This is a genomic window from Mesorhizobium kowhaii (assembly GCF_042431665.1).
GTDB lineage: Bacteria > Pseudomonadota > Alphaproteobacteria > Rhizobiales > Rhizobiaceae > Mesorhizobium > Mesorhizobium kowhaii.
In genome coordinates this window covers 22,582-40,843 of record NZ_JBHLYT010000176.1, presented here as the reverse complement: position 1 = coordinate 40,843, position 18,262 = coordinate 22,582, and the positions used below count along the sequence as shown (strand labels likewise).

At 62.2% G+C, this 18,262-nt stretch carries 21 protein-coding genes; 7 read left to right on the top strand and 14 right to left on the bottom strand.

What is annotated here, in order from left to right:
• Positions 1–151: 151 nt before the first annotated feature.
• The 5 genes from ACFFNA_RS37155 to ACFFNA_RS37135 all read right to left on the bottom strand — a co-directional run bounded on the left by ACFFNA_RS37155 (position 152) and on the right by ACFFNA_RS37135 (position 4,777).
• Positions 152–2,029 (bottom strand): ABC-F family ATP-binding cassette domain-containing protein, encoded by a 1,878-nt coding sequence (locus ACFFNA_RS37155; protein WP_378925039.1) that lies wholly within the window; start codon positions 2,027–2,029, stop codon positions 152–154.
• Positions 2,030–2,163: 134 nt separating this feature from the next.
• Positions 2,164–2,622: a Ros/MucR family transcriptional regulator gene (locus ACFFNA_RS37150; RefSeq protein ID WP_167458844.1), complete on the bottom strand. Its 459-nt coding sequence runs from the start codon at positions 2,620–2,622 to the stop codon at positions 2,164–2,166.
• Positions 2,623–2,775: 153 nt separating this feature from the next.
• A complete protein-coding gene (locus ACFFNA_RS37145; protein WP_111549283.1) occupies positions 2,776–2,979 on the bottom strand; it encodes a hypothetical protein in 204 nt (67 codons plus the stop codon).
• On the bottom strand, positions 2,972–3,898 hold the full coding sequence (locus ACFFNA_RS37140; RefSeq protein WP_378925036.1) for a DMT family transporter: 927 nt from the start codon (positions 3,896–3,898) through the stop codon (positions 2,972–2,974). The genes ACFFNA_RS37145 and ACFFNA_RS37140 overlap by 8 nt, the downstream gene beginning before the upstream one ends.
• A gap of 45 nt (positions 3,899–3,943) precedes the next feature.
• Positions 3,944–4,777, bottom strand: coding sequence for a hypothetical protein (locus ACFFNA_RS37135; protein WP_378925034.1), 834 nt, complete (start codon positions 4,775–4,777; stop codon positions 3,944–3,946).
• Positions 4,778–4,887: 110 nt separating this feature from the next.
• Here ACFFNA_RS37135 and ACFFNA_RS37130 point away from each other — a divergent pair, with 110 nt between their 5' ends.
• Together ACFFNA_RS37130 and ACFFNA_RS37125 are read left to right on the top strand one after the other, a co-directional pair.
• On the top strand, positions 4,888–5,829 hold the full coding sequence (locus tag ACFFNA_RS37130) for a LysR substrate-binding domain-containing protein (RefSeq protein ID WP_378925032.1): 942 nt from the start codon (positions 4,888–4,890) through the stop codon (positions 5,827–5,829).
• An 85-nt stretch (positions 5,830–5,914) separates the two neighbouring features.
• Complete coding sequence (locus ACFFNA_RS37125; protein WP_378925030.1) at positions 5,915–6,538, top strand: GNAT family N-acetyltransferase; 624 nt, start codon at positions 5,915–5,917, stop codon at positions 6,536–6,538.
• Positions 6,539–6,589: 51 nt separating this feature from the next.
• Here the strand turns inward: ACFFNA_RS37125 and ACFFNA_RS37120 are convergent, their stop codons facing one another.
• Complete coding sequence (locus ACFFNA_RS37120) at positions 6,590–7,102, bottom strand: DinB family protein (RefSeq protein ID WP_378925028.1); 513 nt, start codon at positions 7,100–7,102, stop codon at positions 6,590–6,592.
• A gap of 60 nt (positions 7,103–7,162) precedes the next feature.
• On the opposite strand from ACFFNA_RS37120, the gene ACFFNA_RS37115 reads away from it, so the two are divergent.
• On the top strand, positions 7,163–7,855 hold the full coding sequence (locus ACFFNA_RS37115) for a glutathione S-transferase family protein (protein WP_378925026.1): 693 nt from the start codon (positions 7,163–7,165) through the stop codon (positions 7,853–7,855).
• A gap of 84 nt (positions 7,856–7,939) precedes the next feature.
• Here the strand turns inward: ACFFNA_RS37115 and ACFFNA_RS37110 are convergent, their stop codons facing one another.
• Positions 7,940–8,197, bottom strand: coding sequence for a DUF2934 domain-containing protein (locus ACFFNA_RS37110; protein WP_111549277.1), 258 nt, complete (start codon positions 8,195–8,197; stop codon positions 7,940–7,942).
• Between the two features lie 313 nt (positions 8,198–8,510).
• Between ACFFNA_RS37110 and ndk the strand changes: the two genes are divergently transcribed.
• Both ndk and ACFFNA_RS37100 read left to right on the top strand, forming a co-directional pair.
• Entirely contained in the window at positions 8,511–8,933 is a 423-nt protein-coding gene (gene ndk, locus ACFFNA_RS37105; RefSeq protein WP_111549276.1) for a nucleoside-diphosphate kinase, read from the top strand.
• 373 nt (positions 8,934–9,306) lie between these two features.
• Positions 9,307–9,954, top strand: coding sequence for a class I SAM-dependent methyltransferase (locus tag ACFFNA_RS37100; RefSeq protein WP_378925023.1), 648 nt, complete (start codon positions 9,307–9,309; stop codon positions 9,952–9,954).
• 31 nt (positions 9,955–9,985) lie between these two features.
• Here ACFFNA_RS37100 and ACFFNA_RS37095 read toward each other — a convergent pair whose 3' ends face one another.
• The 7 genes from ACFFNA_RS37095 to ACFFNA_RS37065 all read right to left on the bottom strand — a co-directional run bounded on the left by ACFFNA_RS37095 (position 9,986) and on the right by ACFFNA_RS37065 (position 15,955).
• Positions 9,986–10,255 carry a hypothetical protein gene (locus tag ACFFNA_RS37095; protein WP_378925021.1) on the bottom strand — a complete coding sequence of 90 codons (270 nt, stop codon included), beginning with the start codon at positions 10,253–10,255 and terminating at the stop codon, positions 9,986–9,988.
• Positions 10,256–10,418: 163 nt separating this feature from the next.
• Positions 10,419–11,183, bottom strand: a complete 765-nt coding sequence (locus tag ACFFNA_RS37090) for a YbaY family lipoprotein (RefSeq protein WP_378925019.1) — start codon at positions 11,181–11,183, stop codon at positions 10,419–10,421.
• Positions 11,184–11,264: 81 nt separating this feature from the next.
• Complete coding sequence (locus ACFFNA_RS37085; RefSeq protein WP_378925017.1) at positions 11,265–11,741, bottom strand: molybdenum cofactor biosynthesis protein MoaE; 477 nt, start codon at positions 11,739–11,741, stop codon at positions 11,265–11,267.
• Positions 11,742–11,744: 3 nt separating this feature from the next.
• Positions 11,745–12,002, bottom strand: a complete 258-nt coding sequence (moaD, locus tag ACFFNA_RS37080) for a molybdopterin converting factor subunit 1 (RefSeq protein ID WP_111549274.1) — start codon at positions 12,000–12,002, stop codon at positions 11,745–11,747.
• Position 12,003: 1 nt separating this feature from the next.
• Positions 12,004–12,600, bottom strand: a complete 597-nt coding sequence (gene pgsA, locus ACFFNA_RS37075) for a CDP-diacylglycerol--glycerol-3-phosphate 3-phosphatidyltransferase (RefSeq protein ID WP_027034531.1) — start codon at positions 12,598–12,600, stop codon at positions 12,004–12,006.
• A gap of 524 nt (positions 12,601–13,124) precedes the next feature.
• Positions 13,125–15,194, bottom strand: a complete 2,070-nt coding sequence (gene uvrC / locus ACFFNA_RS37070) for an excinuclease ABC subunit UvrC (protein WP_378925014.1) — start codon at positions 15,192–15,194, stop codon at positions 13,125–13,127.
• A complete protein-coding gene (locus ACFFNA_RS37065) occupies positions 15,191–15,955 on the bottom strand; it encodes an SDR family oxidoreductase (RefSeq protein WP_111549272.1) in 765 nt (254 codons plus the stop codon). The genes uvrC and ACFFNA_RS37065 overlap by 4 nt, the downstream gene beginning before the upstream one ends.
• A 413-nt stretch (positions 15,956–16,368) precedes the next feature.
• On the opposite strand from ACFFNA_RS37065, the gene ACFFNA_RS37060 reads away from it, so the two are divergent.
• Positions 16,369–17,025, top strand: coding sequence for an outer membrane protein (locus tag ACFFNA_RS37060; protein ID WP_111549271.1), 657 nt, complete (start codon positions 16,369–16,371; stop codon positions 17,023–17,025).
• A gap of 290 nt (positions 17,026–17,315) precedes the next feature.
• Entirely contained in the window at positions 17,316–18,248 is a 933-nt protein-coding gene (locus ACFFNA_RS37055; RefSeq protein ID WP_378925012.1) for a sugar ABC transporter substrate-binding protein, read from the top strand.
• Positions 18,249–18,262: the final 14 nt, after the last annotated feature.

The window sequence follows — 18,262 nt, the reverse complement described above, 5'->3', positions numbered from 1 at the left end:
GGGCAATGCATATGGCGCTCGACATGCGCGGCCCCTGCCCCCGCGTCGACGACAACCAGATTGCCTTCTCCGCATTCAGGGCATTTTACGACAGCCCCTGGATTGATCGCCAAAACCTTCGCAGCCCCAATCCAAGATTCCTTCGACATACCTACTCCGCCGTGCCTTCCTCATACTCGGCCGACATGGTCAGCCATTTTTCCTCGTGGCCGGCCAGCGTCTGGGCCAGTTGCGAGCGCTCCTTGGCCAGTCGCGTCGCCGTCGAGGGATCCTTCTCGTAGACGGCCGGATTGGACAGCTCGTCCTCGATGCCGTCGATGCGCTTGCGGATGCGGTCCATCAGCGCTTCGGTGGCGCGGATTTCCTTGGCCAGCGGCTCGAAGGCGGCGCGGCGCGCTGCCGCATCGCGGCGGCGGTCGGCCTTTGACGCCTTGTCCGCCTCGCGCTTGCCGCGGCGGTCGCCGGACACACCGGTGACCAGCGTCTTGTAGTCCTCGAGGTCGCCGTCATAGGGGTTGACCGCGCCGTCCTTGACCAGCCACAGCCGGTCAGCGGTCGCCTCCAGCAGGTGGCGATCGTGCGAGATCAGGATCACCGCACCGGGAAATTCGTTCAGCGCATGGATCAGCGATTCGCGGCTGTCGATGTCGAGATGGTTGGTCGGCTCGTCGAGGATGAACAGGTTCGGTCCCTCGAAGGCCGACAGGCCCATCAGAAGCCGCGCCTTCTCGCCACCGGACAGATCCTTTGCGGCGGTGTTCATCTTTTCGGTGGTGAGGCCGAACCGGGCGACACGGCCGCGCACCTTGGATTCCGGCGCCTCCGGCATCAGCCGGCGCACATGCTCATAGGCGTTTTCGTCAGGCCGGAGATCGTCGAGCTGGTGCTGGGCAAAGATCGCCACCTTCAGGCCGGGCGCCACCGTCATCGTGCCGGTCTCCTGCTTCAGCCGGCCGGACAGCAATTTGGCGAAGGTCGACTTGCCGTTGCCGTTGGCGCCAAGCAGCGCGATGCGGTCGTCGGCATCGATGCGCAGCGTCATCTTCTTGAGGATCGGCTGCCCTTCGGTGTAGCCGACATTGACGTTGTTCAGCGCCACGATCGGCGAGGCCACCGTCTTCACCGGCTCGGGGAAGGAGAATGGCCGCACCGCGTCGTTGACGATCGCGGCGATCGGCTTCATCCTCTCCAGCGCCTTGATGCGCGACTGCGCCTGTCTTGCCTTCGAGGCCTTGGCGCGGAAGCGTTCGACGAAGGATTCCATATGCTTGCGGGCGGCTTCCTGCTTGACCCTGCCCTTCTCCTGCAGTTCCTTCTGCTCGGTATACTGGCGCTCGAACTGGTCATAACCGCCGCGCCAGAAGGTCAGCTTCTTCTGGTCGAGATGAACGATCGAATTGACGGCGCGATTGAGCAGGTCGCGGTCGTGCGAGATCAGAAGTACTGTGTGCGGATACTTCGACACATAGTTTTCCAGCCACAGCGTGCCTTCGAGGTCGAGATAATTGGTCGGCTCGTCGAGGAGCAAAAGGTCGGGCTCAGCGAACAGCACCGCCGCAAGCGCCACGCGCATGCGCCAGCCGCCGGAGAAGGACGAGGCCGGGCGGCGCTGCGCAGCATCATCGAAGCCGAGACCGGCAAGAATGGTGGCCGCGCGAGACTCGGCTGAGTGCGCGTCGATGTCGGCCAACCGCATGTGGATGTCGGCGATGCGGTGCGGATCGGTGGCGGTCTTTTCCTCTTCGAGCAACGCAGTGCGCTCGAGATCGGCCTTGAGCACAATCTCGATCAGCGCGTCCTCGGTGCCGGGCGCTTCCTGCGCCACCTGGCCGATGCGCGTGTTCTTGGGCAGGCTGATCGAGCCGGTCTCGGAAGCCAGGTCACCGGTGATGGCCTTGAACAGCGTCGTCTTGCCGGTGCCGTTGCGACCGACAAGACCGGCCTTGGTGCCAGCCGGCAAGGTCAGCGAGGCGTGGTCGAGAAGCAGGCGTCCGGCCATGCGGAGCGAAAGGTCGTTGATGATCAGCATGGCCGCGCTTTTGCACCGGACATCAACGCTTCGCAAGACCTTGTGGGCCAGTTGGCCGCACAAGGCCTGAAAACGACGCCCGCAAGGGCGCCGTCAAGGCAGCCGATCAGCCTGCCTACCCGGTCAAGCAGCGCTCAGGCAGTCGCCTTGCGCTTCGTCGCCTTGGCTACGACGGCCGGCGCTGCTGCCGGTTTGCGGCCAAGTCCTGTCGACTTTGCCAGCGCCGACCGTGTCGCCGAATAGTTTGGCGCAACCATCGGATAGTCCGGCGGCAAGCCCCATTTGGCCCGGTAGTCGTCCGGGCTCAGGCCATAGTCAGTCCTGAGGTGTCGCTTGAGCGACTTGAACTTCTTTCCGTCCTCAAGGCAGATGATGTAGTCGGGAAACACCGACTTCTTCGGGTTCACGGCCGGAACCAGGCTTGGGCTTTCCGTGACAGGCGCACCAGCCAGCTTGCGAACCGAAGCGCTGACGCTGGCAATTAGCTCCGGCAGACCGGAAGCCGGAAGCGGATTGTTGCCTATATAGGCCGAGACAATATCGGCCGTCAGTTCGATAACGGTCTTATCATCGATATTTGACAATTCTTTCATCCTATTTGCGACAAAGTCATCCACCCCAGCGAAGACTTATGTCTATGTATCTCCTCAACCCCGTCCCCCAACGGACCGCCAAGTCTCAAAAATGAATCAAGACTCGCAACAATTATCTTTCATGGAAAATCGACGACGCGCAAATTAGAAAATCTAATACTTGGGACTAGCAGACTTCGCAGCATGGCCGTCGGCCAATATCTCTAGAATACGCTTCCACCGGGCGCAACGCCTGAAATCCTTTTGTTCTATGGCCTTTTCGGCTTTCATAGCGGCATAAAGCGGTGCCTCGGCGCCAAATTCCTTGATCAGCCAATGCGCTTCCTGCCTGGCCAGACGCTCATTTTCGTCAAACATGGTTCTCGGCCTCCGAACGCTCCACGCCGACCGCGACGCAACTGCCGATGACAAGGACGGCTCCGACAATGGCCGTCATCGTCAGCCTTTCGCCGGACAGGGTCAGCAGCAGCGTCGAGGCGATCGGCGTCAGATAGGCGACGACCGCGACCTTGCCGCTGCCTTCGAGCTTCAAGGCGCGCGACCAGAAGTAGTAGCCCAACCCCATCGGACCGGCGCCGAGATAGAGGCCGAAAACGAGGTCCGTCCCGACGGGCCAGGCGAAGCCGTCGCGAGCGCACCACAAAAACGTCAAGGCGACACCGATCAGCGACGATGGCAGCAACAGACGATCCGGCGAGGTGGCAACCCGTCCCACCATGATCGAATAGAAGGCCATGCACAGTGCGGACCCGAATGCGGCGACATAGCCGACGAAATCGCCCTGGAGCCAGGATTGGTTGCGCCCTCCCGAAATCACCAGAGCAACGCCGATGAAGCCCACGACCGCGGCGAGGCCCAGCAGTGCCGGGCGCCGCGGATTGTCCAAAGTGATGACCGCCGCCGCGACCATCAACGGCCAGGTGTAGGCCACCAGATTGGCCTCGATCACCGGCATCGAGGCGAAAGCGATGTATTGCAGCACCATGGTGCCGACCAGACCGATGAAGCCGACCGCGAGAGACACGAGCGCGGCCCCGGCCGAGACCGGCGCGGCTCTTTCCCGGCTCCTCAACCGGATGGCGGCGAAGACGAGTGCAGCGCCTGTAAATTGCAGGAACTGTACCTGCGACACCGGATGGCTGGCCAGCAGGGATTTGCCGACCAGCGCATTGGTCGACCACAACGCCACCGCTCCGGCAGCAAAGACCAGCGCGGATATCGAGCCAGATCCATGCCGAAAGAATAGGCATGGGGCTCTATCTCTGTGTTTGACCATGATCCTGTCCGAAAACCGGTTCCCACTTTTCGGGATCGTGGTTCCTTACCATGATTCCCTTGCTCCGCCCGGAGCCGGCGTCTCGGACGACACCGGGACGGGATGCTCTTCCTCAAACCGGCGATAGGCCGGCAACTGGTTGGTCCAGACGTCTTCGGCCAGTTCGTTGACCCATTCGCGGTCATGGTCGTTGTCCGCGGCGAGATAGAACATGCGGTTGTCGTCGACGTAGGGCTTGGCCACCGAGCGCTGGTTGAGCACCAGCGTGACGCGCTCGCCGAATCGGATCGGCGCGGTGCGGTGCAGGACCCCGAGAAACTGCCCAAGCGTCGCGTAATTCATTTTGTGATCGATGCGCATGACACGGTTGCGCGGAATCTCGCGGCCGGATTCGAGGATGGCGCGGCCGGTTTCGGAGTCGTCGCAGTAGATTTCGAGGTGGCCGCCGACCAGCGGATTGCTGATCGACAGCGGAATGAGCTCGGTGACCGGAACGCCATCGCAATGCCATTCCACGGCGCCGTCCTTGGGATTCATGAAGGTCACCGTCGAGCCGACGATCGACAGCGGATACGGCTCCAGCTTGGTGCCCATCATGTCGGACAGCTGCTCCAGGCGCAGCTTGTCATGCAGCAACTCCTTGATCTCAGGGATAAAACGGTCGGCGCCGGTGATGAAGGTCAAGTCGAGATGCTTGTGCACGGCATGGCTGGCTTTGAGCTTCAGTGCAGCCTCCTCAATTGCGGCAAGCAGAGCCGGGTCATAGCCGTGCAGATATTGCGCGACGCCGAAACTCGACACTTTCCAGGCGGTTTCGTGGCCGATGATGGCTTCGCGGCTCATCGCATAACGCAGTTCGGGAATGGTATGGGCGTTCATTGTACTTCTCCAGGATGGGGGCAACACTTGGTAAACAGTCAATTAGTTCACCCACCCCTGTAAAATTAGGAATGCTAGTGCTAGCGTAAGCCCAGCTTAAGGTCGAAACCGTGCGTCTGCTCAGTCAGGTCAACCTCAATTCGCTGAAAATCGTGGAGAGTGCTGCGAGGCACAGGAATTTCACGCGCGCCGGCGAAGAGCAGTTCATCACCGCTTCCGCGGTCAGCCAGCGCGTCAAAAGCCTGGAGGACCAGCTTCGCTTCAAGATCTTCCTGCGTGGCGGCAATGCGGTGTCGCTGACGCCGGAGGGCGAGACCTATGTCTCGCGCGTTCGCGAGGCGCTGGAGCGAATCGTTGCCGCCAGCATGGAAGCGACCGGGCAATCGCAGGAGCATGTGTTGAAGATTTCAGTGTTGCCGACTTTTGCTGCGCGCTGGTTGTTTCCGCGCCTGCCGCTGTTCCAGCAGCAATACCCGGACATCGAGATGCACGTTTCGACCTCCTACGCCACGCATGAATTCTCGACATCCGAATTCGATGTCGAGATCCGCTATGGCGACGGCCGTTTCCCCGACCTCAGCGCCGACCTCCTGTTCAAGGAGGACCTGACACCGGTGTGCAGCCGGAAACTCTTCCACGAAATCCTGGGCGACAAGCCGCTGTCGAAGGTGAGGCCCCAAGATCTGCGCCACTTCACGCTGCTGCATTCCGACACCTGCACCCAGAACTGGCAATCATGGCTCGGCTTCGCCGGCGCCAGCTCCGTACTCCAGCAGACCAAAAGCATCTATTTCGATTCTTGCATGATGTCCTACGAGGCGGCCACTGCCGGGTTGGGATTTGCCGTGGCCAATCGTGCGTATATGGCCAGCGATATCCGCGCCGAAAGGCTGGTGGCCCCATTCGCTGTGCATCACCCGAACACGGCGGGGTGGTATTTCGTCTGCCCCGACAAGACGCTACCGGCGCGCAAGGTATCACTGTTCAAGAAGTGGATCGCGGCGGAAGCCGCTTTGACGCAGAGCCAGCTGGACAGCGAGATCGGCTACTGAGCTTCGACGTCCGGCAATCTGTTCGCGCAAGCGTCGATTTGGTCGGATTGATTGTCCACCGACGAGTGTCGACCGATCAGAAGCCATGTCCGAAGTTGAGAACCATCGGCCAATGGACGCCCACCCGCAATCCATACAGCCCACCCTGGTCGGCAAGACCGTTGAGCTCACGCCGCTTCAGCAGGGCCATTCGTCTGGGCTTCTGAGCGCGGCAGCGGATGGTGAGCTGTGGAACCTGAAGGCCACCGTGGTCCCGGGACCGGGCACGATCGATGGATATATCGCCAACGCCCTGGCTGGACGACAGGCCGGCACCGTCATGCCCTACGCAATCGTCATGCGCAGCACGGGACTGCTCTGCGGGAGCACGCGGTTTTGGAAGATCGATCGCACCAATAGAAAGTTGGAGATTGGGCATAGCTGGCTCAGCAGCTCGGCTCAGCGGTCGGGGGTCAATACCGAGGCGAAGTATCTTCTGCTGACCCATGCATTCGAGGTCATGGAGTGTGTCCGCGTGCAATTCACCACGGACGAACTGAACGTCGCGTCAAGGGCAGCCATTCTGCGAATAGGGGCAAAGCAGGAGGGGATCGTTCGCAACGAGCGGATCATGCCAGACGGCAGGAAGCGCAATTCCGTCCGGTTCAGCATCATCGATTCCGAGTGGCCGAACGTAAAGACAATGCTGCTGCACAAAATGCAGCGATAGTCAGCGCGGACCGCCCAACCTGCGGATTTTCAACGAAAAACGTCACCTAGATCAAGCGAAAGCCCTGCCCTCCTCGGTGCGCTGGAAGAGCATCAGGTCCAACCCCAGGCTTGGCCGTCCCAGGATGGTCAGAATCGTATGCGCCTGGCCGCGATGATGGGTCTGGTGGTTGAAGACATGATCCAGCGCCGGCGCCAGCCTTTGCGAGACCGTGCGCATGTCCGAGACAGTCATGTAGGTGAAGCGGCCCGTCAAAGCCTTGTCGCCGAGGCCGCCGACCCAATCGATGATCCTCCTGTCCTCGGCTTCGCGCGCCATCCGCAGGCCAGGCAAGGCCCGGTACAGGATGGCGTCCAGCGTCGTTGGCGCGTCGCCCTCGCCGGTGAAGCGCTTCATCCAGATGCGGTCGGCTGTCAGCAGATGGTTGAGCGTGCCCATCATCGAGCCGAAGAAGGCGCCGACATTGCGGTTGAATTCCTCTTCGTCGAGCTCAGCGGCGGCATCATAGATGCGGTTGTTGGCCCATTGATTGTAGGCCGCAAACATCATGAAATGCTGTCTCATGGTTTCCCCTCGGCTCGCATCGATATGGGGCCTACCTAACCTGCGGGGGAGCCGCCGCCAATGACCATTCTGCTCTATGACCTCGTCGGACGCGACGCGACCCGTCCGTTCAGCCCGCATTGCTGGAAGGTGGCGATGGCGCTTGCCCATAAGGGGCTCGCCATTTCGACCGCACCGACGCGCTTTCTCGAGGTGCCCGCTGTCGAGGACGGCGTTTCGAAAACCGTTCCGGTGATCCGAGACGGCGACAAGGTCGTCGCCGATTCCTTCGCCATCGCGCTCTATCTCGATGAAGCCTATCCGGATCGGCCGACGCTGTTTGGCGGCGAAGGTGGCAAGGCGATGGCGCGCTTCGTCGAGCGCTGGTCGCAGCTGACCATCCATCCCTATGTCACCACCGCGGCGATTATCGATCTCCACGCCATGCAGGACGAAGAGAACGCCGTGTATTTCCGCCAGAGCCGCGAGCAGCGCCTCGGCAAGCGGCTGGAAGATGTCGTCATCGCGCGCGACGCCGGGTTGGCAACATTCCGCGCCGCACTGGAGCCGCTGCGCTCAATGCTCGGCTACCAGCCGTACATCGGCGGTGCATCACCGCTGTTTGCCGACTACATCGTCTTCGGTGCCCTGCAATGGGCACGCATAGCCTCGCCCTACCAGCTGCTCGACGACAGCGACGTGGCGGCGCAATGGTTCGCCCGCTGCCTCGACCTGCACGGCGGGCTGGCACGAAAGGTGGCGGCAGCGGCGTGACGCCTGGACCCCTGACCTTACCGCAGGGCAGGCACGGGGTCGTCAATCCCTTGCGAGCAAGGTCAGCAGCGAGATAGCCAGGCCTTACTTGGCCGCAGCCTTTTTGGGCTTGCTGGTCTTTGCGGCAGCCTTCGCCTCCTTGGGGGCGGCTTTTGGCTTGGCGGCGCCGGCTGCCTTCTTGACGGGCTTTTTGGTTGCCGACGATTTCCCCCCGGCATCTTCCTGGTCGATGTCGGCTGTCGCCTGATGCCAATGGCGATCATGGTGGCCAGCCGGTTGTCCCTCTTGCAGCCAGATCTGATGCGCGCGGTTGCGAATGCGTTCCTGACGATCGTCTGCCATGGTCGTGTTGTCTCCATTCGGGCCGACTCCAGCGCGGCGCCGACACGCGACTATAGCAAGCAAAGCATCGCATTACAGCCATCCGATCTCGCCTGCCGGTCCGCCTCATCGGCGCCGGCCTGGCGCAGAAACGCGCAGCGTTCCAGCCCTTCGCTCTCGCTCCGGGCGTTCGTCACTCGGAAAGCCAAGCAATTGGCTTTCCGTCCGCTTGGCGGACCGTCCTCGCCCCCTTGGCCTCACCCCTTGGCAATGGGCCGGGCGGCTTGTATAGAGCCCGCCACTCTCAATTCCATTCTCATCACAAGGACGACCCATGGCGCTCGAACGCACCTTTTCCATGATCAAGCCGGACGCAACCCGGCGCAACCTCACCGGCGCCATCACCATGATGCTGGAAGAGGCCGGCCTGCGCGTCATCGCCTCGCGCCGGGTCTGGATGAGCCGCCGTGAGGCGGAAGGCTTTTACGCCGTCCACAAGGAGCGTCCGTTCTTCGGCGAGCTGGTGGAGTTCATGTCGTCGGCACCGACCATCGTGCAGGTGCTGGAAGGCGAGAACGCCATTGCCAAGAACCGCGAAGTGATGGGCGCCACCAACCCGGCCAATGCCGCCGAAGGCACCATCCGCAAGGTGCATGCGCTGTCGATCGGCGAAAACTCGGTGCACGGCTCCGATGCGCCGGAGACCGCCGCGGAAGAGATCAAGTACTGGTTCTCGGACACCGAGATCGTCGGCTGAGCCGACAGTCCAGACCTTGGATCACGTAAAAGGGCCGGCGTTTCGCCGGCCTTTTTCATTGGCGGAACAGTCAGGTCTCGCGCACGCTCCGAAACAGCGGAAGGACTGGAGGCGCGCAGCGGCTGGCGACGCCGCTGCGCGTCGCGACACGGCTCGGCCCTGTGTCCTTCCTCAACATCACCACTGTTTTCGGCACACCCAACGACGTGACCTTGGCGGAACTTGCTCTGGAAATGCTGTTTTCCGGCCGATGATCAGACCATCGAGATCGTCAAGGCCATGGTCAAGGAGATAACGGCGGCGCTGACGTAACAAGCCGACAGCGCCGGCCTTGCAACAGAGCATTGAGCCATGCATGCACTAGGGTTGAGACATGGAGTGGATGTATGCCGACAATGGAGCCGACCTCAATATGACCAGTGCCATTCCAGGTTTCTTCCAAGGCACAGAGATGCCGAACAGCGGTTGGTGGGAGGCGCTGTGGCCCGACCCCGCTGCCGTGCTTTCGGCAACGGGGATCAAGCCAGGCATGGAAGTGATCGATCTCTGCTGCGGCGACGGCTGGTTCACGCTGCCGATGGCCAGGGTAGCCAGTCATGTCGTAGCCATCGATATCGATGCCGATCTGCTCGAGGCCGCCCGACATCGGTTGGCCGAAAGTAGCGCGACGAATTGCGACTTTGTCGCCGGCGACGCCTATGAGCTTGCAAGGCTGGTGCCTCGACCCGTCGACTTCATCTTCATGGCCAACGCCTTTCACGGCGTTCCGGACCGGCCGCGTTTGGCGCGCGCGGTGCGGGCAGCGCTGAGCCCAGGCGGCCGTTTCGCCATCGTCAACTGGCACCAGCGTCCGCGCGAAACAACGATCGTCAAGGGCGAGCCTCGCGGACCGAGGACCGAATTGAGGCTGTCACCGGAACAAACCACAACGGCCGCCGAGGCGGGCGGCCTCAGGCTTGTCGAACTGGTCGAGGTGCCGCCCTATCACTACGGCGCCGTGTTCGAGCAAACGAAGGCTTGAGAGGCCCGCCGCCGCCCGCGGCGGGTTCTGGTCACTTCGGCTGGCGATCTTTTACGTTCGCATGGGCGTTCGCTGCTGCCGTGTCGGTGGACGGTGTCTGGGTATCGGCCCCTGCAAATGGACTACCCTGCCCAGGCGCGAGATCGCCGCTGTGGTCGGCCTTGTTGGTATGGAAGGGTTGGCCATCGGCGCTGAGACCATGCTGAAGGGCATTGAACAGATGGTCGTCCGCCTTCGCAAGGCCGGCAAGAGCAAGGAGCGATACGCCTGTGGCAGCAAGGATAAGCGCGTGCGTTTTCATCTCTGGACTCCTTAGGGTTAAGCCAGAACGAGCCGCAGCAGGTCTGGCGGCTTCAACGAAGGGAAATTCGAGAATATCCCTTTTGCCTTACCCGCCATGTCTGAGAGAGAAACGCTTCTCTTGCCCGAATTATTCCGGAAAAGTATTGGCGATGAAATCCGCGCTAGCTTGCGGCGCTGAAGCGCAGTATCTCGCGGCCATCCTTGTCTGATATGACGAGCTTGCCGGCGCCGACACTGTATGACGCCGCCTTGGTCAATGCATCGAACAGCGCCTTTTCCTCAGCCATCACCTCGGGTGCGCAGGCCTTGTAGGTCGAGCCGATGTCGCTGATCGCGATCGCCTGGCCGTCGACCTTGGCGGTGGCGAAGTAGGTGTTGCAGGGGCCGCTGCCGCCAGCCTTGCCAGCCTCGCTGACCCTGAATGTGGCTTGCGGAGCAGCGATGGCGCCAATGCCGTCGACAAAGTCCACCAGCCAGAGCTGATCAAAGACAGAAGCCGTCGGCTCGGCGCTCGGCGTGACCATCTTCAGCACGATGGTCTGCGGCACGTCGGTCAGCGGATCGACCTGATGGTGCATATCGGAGATGAACAGCAGCTTGTCGTCGACGGTAATGCGGGCTTGCAGCGCGTAGGTCATCTGCGTCCGGATGACGGACGGGTCGAATTTGACTTCGAAGCTGATCGGCACCTGGCCGGTTGGCTTCACTTTCTGTTCGCCGATGATCGTGGCCGGCGCGTCGGCCAGCGAGACGTCGGCAAGCTGGACGGAGAGCACGGCACTGGGCGGCAAGGCGATGCGCTCGCGATAGATCACCTCGCCTCTCACGGCCGTCTCGGCGGCAACAGACAGTTCCGGCACGGCCAATATGCCGACGACCAGCGGCACGAAACCGAAGACGAAGAACTCCGCGATCCTGTCCAGCATGACCATCTCCCTCGCCCAAGCTGACCAACCGCGGTCAATTGGCCAAAGGATTGCGGTCAATGCATGGCTGCGGGCAGGATTTTATTCTGATGGTTTCCAGCGCTGTGCGGCCCTGGCGTCGGCTTCCTTAGCCTCGACCCAGCCGCCCTCGGAGCCGTCAGCGCGATGCTCCTTCTTCCAGAACGGCGCGCGCGATTTCAGGTAGTCCATGAGAAAGTTCGCCGCCTCGAACGCCGCCTGGCGATGCGCCGAAGCCGCCACCACCAGCACGATGTTGTCGCCGGGCGCGATCTTGCCATGGCGGTGGATGGCGGTGAGGCCTTGCAGCGGCCAGCGCTGAACCGCTTCAGTGGCGATGCGGCTGATCTCGGCTTCCGCCATGCCGGGATAATGCTCGAGTTCGAGTGCCGAGAGCGCGCCCTGCTCGTCGCGGCAAAGGCCGGAGAAGGTCACCACGGCGCCGATATCGGCGCGGCCCTGCGTCAGCCTAGCGATCTCGGCAGCGACGTCGAAATCTTCGCGCTGGATCCGCACCGTCGGTACCACGGCGGCCGGCATGGGTCAGCCCCCGGTCATCGGCGGAAACAGTGCAATCTCGCGGGCGCCGGCAATCTTCTCGCGATGCTCGACATGTTCCTGGTTGATGGCGACGCGGATCACATCGGGATATTGCAGCGCGTGCTCGTAGCCTTCGCCACGCGATTTCAGCCAGCGCAGCAGGTCGGCGACCGTCTCGATGCCAGCAGGCAAGTCGACGTCTTCCTCAGGCAGGCCGATCCGCTCGCGCACCCAGGCAAAATAGATGAGCCGGGTCGTCATCTCACTCGTCCATGATGTGCTTGAGGCCGGCGCGGAAATAGTCGTAGCCGGTATAGAGCGTGACCAGCGCCGCGATCCACAGCAGCACCAGCCCGGTCTGGGTGGTCAGCGGGAAGATCTTGTCGCCGGCCGGCCCAGCCAGCAGGAAGGCGATGGCGACCATCTGGATCGCGGTCTTCCATTTTGCCAGCTGCGTCACCGGCACCGAGACCTTGAGCGCCGCCAGATATTCGCGCAGGCCCGAGACGAGGATTTCGCGGCACAAGATGATGATCGCCGCCCACAGCGACCAGCCGGCGATACCGGCATGACGATCGGTGTCGGCCGCCAGCAGCAGCAGGCAGGTGGCGACCAGCAGCTTGTCGGCGATCGGGTCGAGCATCTTGCCGATGTTGGAGGTCTGCTGCCAGGCGCGCGCCAGATAGCCATCCAGGTAATCCGTCACGCTTGCGAGCAGGAAGATGATCAGCGCCGACCAGCGGGCGAAGTCGCTCGACTTCAGATGTCCCTCGAGAAAAAAGCACAGCACCACCAGCGGCACCGCGACGATGCGGGCGTAGGTCAGCATGTTGGGCAGGTTGAACGCGCGCTTGGCCATGTCTTGGGGAACTCTTTCTGCCTGCCTACTCAAATCAGAAGCTGTTGTAGGGGGTCAACAGGCCAAAATCGATTGGCCAGCCGAAAAGTGCTGAAAGTGTGATGCATGTCGTCGCCGCAAAATCGCTGCGCACTTTTGGGCGACGTGCATCAGCTCTCATCGAAATAATTATTCACGACAAATTGCGCAACTTTCCCGCCCCCTCGCTAAAACATCGGCGGATACCTGAGAACGTCGCAATGTCCCGAAGCCTGCAACCGCGCCGCTGCGCGCAATTCGGCAGCACGTTTCGTGCATCGCTTTCCGCAATATAGCTTCTGGCCATTGTGGCGCGTTCGCTTCATGCGCTTGTCACAGATCACGCATGACAAGGGTGGTCTCGGCGGCTTCGGCTTCCTAGGCATCTATGCCGCTTTAGCACGCTTTGGTGCGACATAGGCGCCATATGCCATGAGATGCCGATCCCGACAGGCCCAGACAGCACAGGCCGTGCGACCCTTCCCAGCAGACACTCCCATACATTTTCAGCTCTCATGAAAATGATTGTAGACCAGTTTCGCCAACTGTTCGGAAATGCCGTCGACTTTCCTCAGATCCTCGATGGCGGCACGGCTGACCGCCTTGGCGGTGCCGAAATGCATGAGCAGGGCGCGCTTGCGGCCGGGACCGATGCCGCTGATCTCGTCGAGCGGGCTCTTGACCATCTCCTTCTTGCGGCGCGCACGGTGCGAGCCGATGGCGAAACGGTGGACCTCGTCGCGCAGCCGCTGGACAAAATAGAGGACGGGATCGCGAACCGGTAACGAAAACGAATCCCTGCCCCTGACGAAGAAGCGCTCGCGGCCGGCATCGCGGTCCTGCCCCTTGGCGATGCCGATTGCGACGACACGGTCCTCGATGCCGAGATCCGAGAGTATCTTGCGCACCGCCGTCATCTGACCCTGGCCGCCGTCGATCAGGATGACGTCGGGCCAGGCCGGGAAACTGCCGGAGATGTCGTCCTCGATATCATCGGCCGCCTCGCCTGCTACCGCATCGTCGGCCACGACGACATCGCCATGCTCCTTGAGCAGCCGCGAAAAACGCCGCTCCATCACCTCGCGCATCATGCCGAAATCGTCGCCCGGCGTGATCTCGGTCGATCGGATGTTGAACTTGCGATACTGGTTCTTGACGAAGCCTTCCGGCCCGGCGACGACCATGGCGCCGACGGCATTGGTGCCCATGATGTGCGAGTTGTCGTAGACCTCGATGCGCACCGGCGGCTTCGGCAGGCCGAAGGTCTCGGCAAAACCGGCGAGCAGCCGGCCTTGCGTCGAGGTTTCGGCCAGCCGGCGGCCGAGCGCCTCGCGTGCGTTCTGCAGGGCGTTGTCGGTCAGGTCCTTCTTCTCGCCGCGCTGCGGCACCGAGACCGCGACCTTGCGGCCGGCGCGGGTCGAGAGCGCCTCGGCCAGCAATTCCTGGTCCTCGACCACCTGCGACAGAAGAATGGTGCGCGGCGTCGGTTTGTCGTCATAGAATTGCGCCAGGAACGAGCCCAGCACTTCCGACCCCTCCAGCGCCGGGTCGGCCTTGGGGAAATAGGCGCGGTTGCCCCAGTTCTGTCCGGTGCGGAAGAAGAACACCTGGATGCAGACCTGGCCGCCTTCCTGATGGATGGCGAAGACATCAGCCTCGTCGACGGTCGCCGGGTTGATGCCCTGATGGCTCTGCACATGCGACAGGGCCGCCAGCCGGTCGCGATAGATCGCGGCGCGCTCGAAATCGAGGTCTTCCGAGGCCTGCTGCATGGCGGCCGAGATTTCCGTCTTCACCTTCTGGCTGCGGCCCGACAAGAAGTCCTTCGCCTCGCCGACCAGCTCGGCATAGTCCTCGTGCGAAACCTCTCCGGTGCAGGGGCCGGCGCAGCGCTTGATCTGATAGAGCAGGCACGGCCGTGTCCGGTTCTCGTAGAAGGAGTTGGTGCAACTACGCAGCAGAAAGGCGCGCTGCAGCGAATTGATGGTGCGGCCGACCGCGCCGGCAGAGGCAAAGGGGCCGAAATAGTCGCCTTTGCGCGACCGCGCGCCGCGATGCTTGTAGATGCCGGGCGAGACATGGTCGCCAGTCAAGAGGATATAGGGAAACGACTTGTCGTCGCGCATCAGCACATTGAATCGCGGCCGCAAGCGCTTGATAAGATTGGCTTCGAGCAGCAGCGCTTCGATCTCGGTGCGGGTGACGACGAACTCCATCGTCGACGTCTCGCGCACCATGCGGCCGATACGGCTGGTGTGGAACCTGCCTTGGGCGTAGTTGGTGACGCGCTTCTTGAGGCTGCGCGCCTTGCCGACATAAAGCACATCGCCGGCGGCGTTCATCATGCGGTAGACGCCAGGCGCGTTGGGCAGCCGCTTGACCAGTGTCTGGATCACCTCGGCGCCGACCATGCCTTCGGCGTCGCCGGCATGCGGCGTCCAGTCGATGGTCGTAAAGGCGACATCGGGACCAACGGGTTCGACGATCTCCTCCACCGCCTCGTCCTCAAGGTCAATGTCGGGAGGCATGTCGTCGGCGCCGCCGCGCGGTTTGCTTTTGTGGTCTACAGGACTCATTCCGCCATGCCTGTCACATCGGGCGTCTGCCATGCAAGATGCTGGCCGCCATCGAGCGCGATCATCTGGCCGGTGACAGAGCGCGCTTCCCAGAGATAGCGGATGGTGGCCCCGAATTCCGGCAATTCCGGGCCGCGCTTGAGGATCAAACCTTCGACCTGCGCGGCAAAATCGCCGTCGTCCTGGCGAGCATTCTTCAGGGTCGGCCCCGGGCCAATGGCATTGACGCGGATGCGGGGACCGAGCGCTTGCGCCATCATCTGCGTGGCCGTCCACAGCGTCGACTTGGACAGCGCATAGGAGAAATAGCGCGGCGTCGGCCGCCAGACGCGCTGATCGATGATGTTGACGATCAGGCCCTCCTGCCCCGGCGGCAACGCCCGGGTGAAGTTCCGCGCCAGGAGCGCCGGCGCCTTCACATGCACGGCAAAGTGCCGATCCCAAGCCCGCCAGTCGAAGTCCAGAACCGAATCGTCCTCGAACAGCGACGCATTGTTGACCAGCAGCGAGAGCGGTCCGAGCGCTGCTTCCGCCTGACCGACGAGGTCGCCGGCGGCGTCCATATCGGTCAAGTCGGCGGCGACCACGGCGGCGCGGCCACCGGTCCGGTTGATCAGCCCGGCCATTGCATCCGCCTCATTGCGCGAACGATTGCAATGGATGGCTACGGCAAAACCATGGGCGGCGAGATCCTCGACGATCGCTTTGCCGATCCGTTTCGCCCCGCCCGTCACCAGCGCCGTGGCAGTGGCCTTGCTCATATGGTGTCAATCCTCAATTTCGGCCCGAAAACACGATGCCGGCGAAATATGGCCTGGCAGGTGTTAAATGGCGTTCGCACCTTGGGCAGCATTGTGGCGAACCCACCGATTGGGCATTCCGACTCGTCCTGGACCAGGAGCCGCCCGATCGCAATATAGGACGCTGGACTCCTTGCACCAAGCGGTGTGCAGCGCAGCATTAAACTGCTCCTGCCATTTCGCTGTTGCGAAGATGCAACGTCAAGTTTCCGCCTCATTCGCGCCGGGGAATGACCCAAGTTCAGGTTCGCTTCAGCCGCATTTTGACACGACATTTGGAACCGACGAACGCCAGATCCGTTTCACCCCCCGGACGGGTCGATGGCGATCGTGAGAAACAAGCCTGTGTCCTGTGGCTTAAGGAGTAAAGAACAATGCAAGCCAATCTCAAATTCGCACGGCCGCTGGCCGTGGCACTCGGGCTCTTCGCCCTCAGCGGAACTGCCTATGCCGCGGACGTCGTCCAGGAAGAGCCGCCGGCACCCGCCCCGGTTGCTGAATTGCCTGTCGCGTCCTGGGCCGGCCCCTATGCCGGTCTCAATGTTGGCTATGGCTTCAGCGGCCGTACCAAGGAAAAGGACTTCGACGTTGAAACCGATACCAAGGGTTTCGTCGGCAGTGTCTTCGGCGGCTACCAGTGGCAGCAGGAGAACTTCGTCTACGGTGCTGAAGCCGAACTCGGCTACAACGGCGTCAAGGGCGACGATAACGGCATCGACTCCAAGGCCGGCTTCGAAGGTTCGCTGCGTGCCCGTCTTGGCTACGCCGTGACCCCGGAAATCCTGCTCTATGGCACCGGCGGTCTCGCCGGCAGAAGCCTGAAGGTGGAAGACAGTGTCCTTGGCGCAAGCGATACCGCCACCATGGTCGGCTGGACCGCCGGTCTTGGCACCGACATCAAGCTGACCGACAATGTCTTCGGCCGCGTCGAGTACCGTTACACCGACTTCGGCAGCAAGGACTTCAATGGTATCGGCAAGGTCAAGGCCACCGACAACCGCGTCACCTTCGGCGTCGGTATGAAGTTCTAAGTCGTTCAAGCCACGACACGAAAAAGCCGGGCCTCGCGCCCGGCTTTTTTTGTGTTCGGCGGCATCGCTCGCCTGCCTGTCGCGTTGCACGGCCTGCATAAATATCCCCTCTGGATGCGTCTCAAAATTTGCCGTTGCACGGCATGAGGGCTTGCGCCTATAGTTAGTACGTGGCTCGCACGAACAAACAGGACCACCTGTGATGACCCTGCATTCAGCGCCCCAGGATCTGAGGCCGACGTACGGTCAGGATGTGAGCCGGAACACTCCGTCAACAGGGGATATGCACAGTGAACCGCTTTCAAAAAATCTCGACCGCGGCGCTCGTCGCGGCATCCTTCGCGCCGGCAGCGCTTGCCGCCGATGACAAGCTGACGATCGGCATCATCACGTTCTCGACTTCCGACGTCGACACCAACCAGATGGTCGACACCATGACCAAGGAAGCCCAATCCAAGGGCTGGGCGGTGGAAACGCTCAATGCCAACGGTGATCCGTCGCAGGCGATCACCTCGATCAAGCAGCTGGCGACCAAGAAGGTGAACGCTATCATCGTCACGGTGTTCGACTCGACCGGGCTGGCGGCCGGACTGCAGGCGGCGGCGGATGCAAACATCCCGGTGCTTTCGGCCGGCGGCGGCATGGCCGATGGCATCGCGCTTTCGGCCAGCACCGGTGCCGCACCGCCGCTGATCGACCTGATGCTGAAGGATATCGGAAACGCCGGCACCGTGCTCGACCTCACCTATCATCCCGGCATTCCGTGCCGGGAGCGGGCCGACGCCTTCGATGCGGCGGTGAAGGCCAATCCAGGGCTCAAGGCGACGTCGCACGAGATCAGCATTCCGGGCGCGGCCGAATCCTCGCAGGCCGCGACCAGCGCCTGGCTCGCCGCCAATGCCAATGCCAAGGGACCGTTCGCGATCTTCAACTGCTATGACGACAATGCCATGGGGGCGATCGCGGCGCTGAAGCAGAACGGCCGCAACGACGTGAAGGTCTATTCCTTCAACGCCACGGCGCCCGCTGTCCAGGCGGTCAAGGACGGAACCATGACCGCCACGCTCGGCGTCGACCTGACGTCAGCCGGCAAGATGCTTGTCGACCAGATCCCCGACATCCTGTCGGCTGGCGGCCAGTGGAAGCCAAAATCCTTCGTGCCGGGCTATACGCTGGTCACCAAGGAGAATGTCGACCAGTTCATGAAGGACAATCCGCAGTAAGCTCTGCGGATCGA

Coding starts and splice junctions, on each gene's coding strand:
- ACFFNA_RS37155 (WP_378925039.1), bottom strand. CDS start 2,029: ATGCTGATCATCAACGACCTTTCGCTCCGCATGGCCGGACGCCTGCTT.
- ACFFNA_RS37150 (WP_167458844.1), bottom strand. CDS start 2,622: ATGAAAGAATTGTCAAATATCGATGATAAGACCGTTATCGAACTGACG.
- ACFFNA_RS37145 (WP_111549283.1), bottom strand. CDS start 2,979: ATGTTTGACGAAAATGAGCGTCTGGCCAGGCAGGAAGCGCATTGGCTG.
- ACFFNA_RS37140 (WP_378925036.1), bottom strand. CDS start 3,898: ATGGTCAAACACAGAGATAGAGCCCCATGCCTATTCTTTCGGCATGGA.
- ACFFNA_RS37135 (WP_378925034.1), bottom strand. CDS start 4,777: ATGAACGCCCATACCATTCCCGAACTGCGTTATGCGATGAGCCGCGAA.
- ACFFNA_RS37125 (WP_378925030.1), top strand. CDS start 5,915: ATGTCCGAAGTTGAGAACCATCGGCCAATGGACGCCCACCCGCAATCC.
- ACFFNA_RS37120 (WP_378925028.1), bottom strand. CDS start 7,102: ATGAGACAGCATTTCATGATGTTTGCGGCCTACAATCAATGGGCCAAC.
- ACFFNA_RS37115 (WP_378925026.1), top strand. CDS start 7,163: ATGACCATTCTGCTCTATGACCTCGTCGGACGCGACGCGACCCGTCCG.
- ACFFNA_RS37110 (WP_111549277.1), bottom strand. CDS start 8,197: ATGGCAGACGATCGTCAGGAACGCATTCGCAACCGCGCGCATCAGATC.
- ndk (WP_111549276.1), top strand. CDS start 8,511: ATGGCGCTCGAACGCACCTTTTCCATGATCAAGCCGGACGCAACCCGG.
- ACFFNA_RS37100 (WP_378925023.1), top strand. CDS start 9,307: ATGGAGTGGATGTATGCCGACAATGGAGCCGACCTCAATATGACCAGT.
- ACFFNA_RS37095 (WP_378925021.1), bottom strand. CDS start 10,255: ATGAAAACGCACGCGCTTATCCTTGCTGCCACAGGCGTATCGCTCCTT.
- ACFFNA_RS37090 (WP_378925019.1), bottom strand. CDS start 11,183: ATGCTGGACAGGATCGCGGAGTTCTTCGTCTTCGGTTTCGTGCCGCTG.
- ACFFNA_RS37085 (WP_378925017.1), bottom strand. CDS start 11,741: ATGCCGGCCGCCGTGGTACCGACGGTGCGGATCCAGCGCGAAGATTTC.
- moaD (WP_111549274.1), bottom strand. CDS start 12,002: ATGACGACCCGGCTCATCTATTTTGCCTGGGTGCGCGAGCGGATCGGC.
- pgsA (WP_027034531.1), bottom strand. CDS start 12,600: ATGGCCAAGCGCGCGTTCAACCTGCCCAACATGCTGACCTACGCCCGC.
- uvrC (WP_378925014.1), bottom strand. CDS start 15,194: ATGAGTCCTGTAGACCACAAAAGCAAACCGCGCGGCGGCGCCGACGAC.
- ACFFNA_RS37065 (WP_111549272.1), bottom strand. CDS start 15,955: ATGAGCAAGGCCACTGCCACGGCGCTGGTGACGGGCGGGGCGAAACGG.
- ACFFNA_RS37060 (WP_111549271.1), top strand. CDS start 16,369: ATGCAAGCCAATCTCAAATTCGCACGGCCGCTGGCCGTGGCACTCGGG.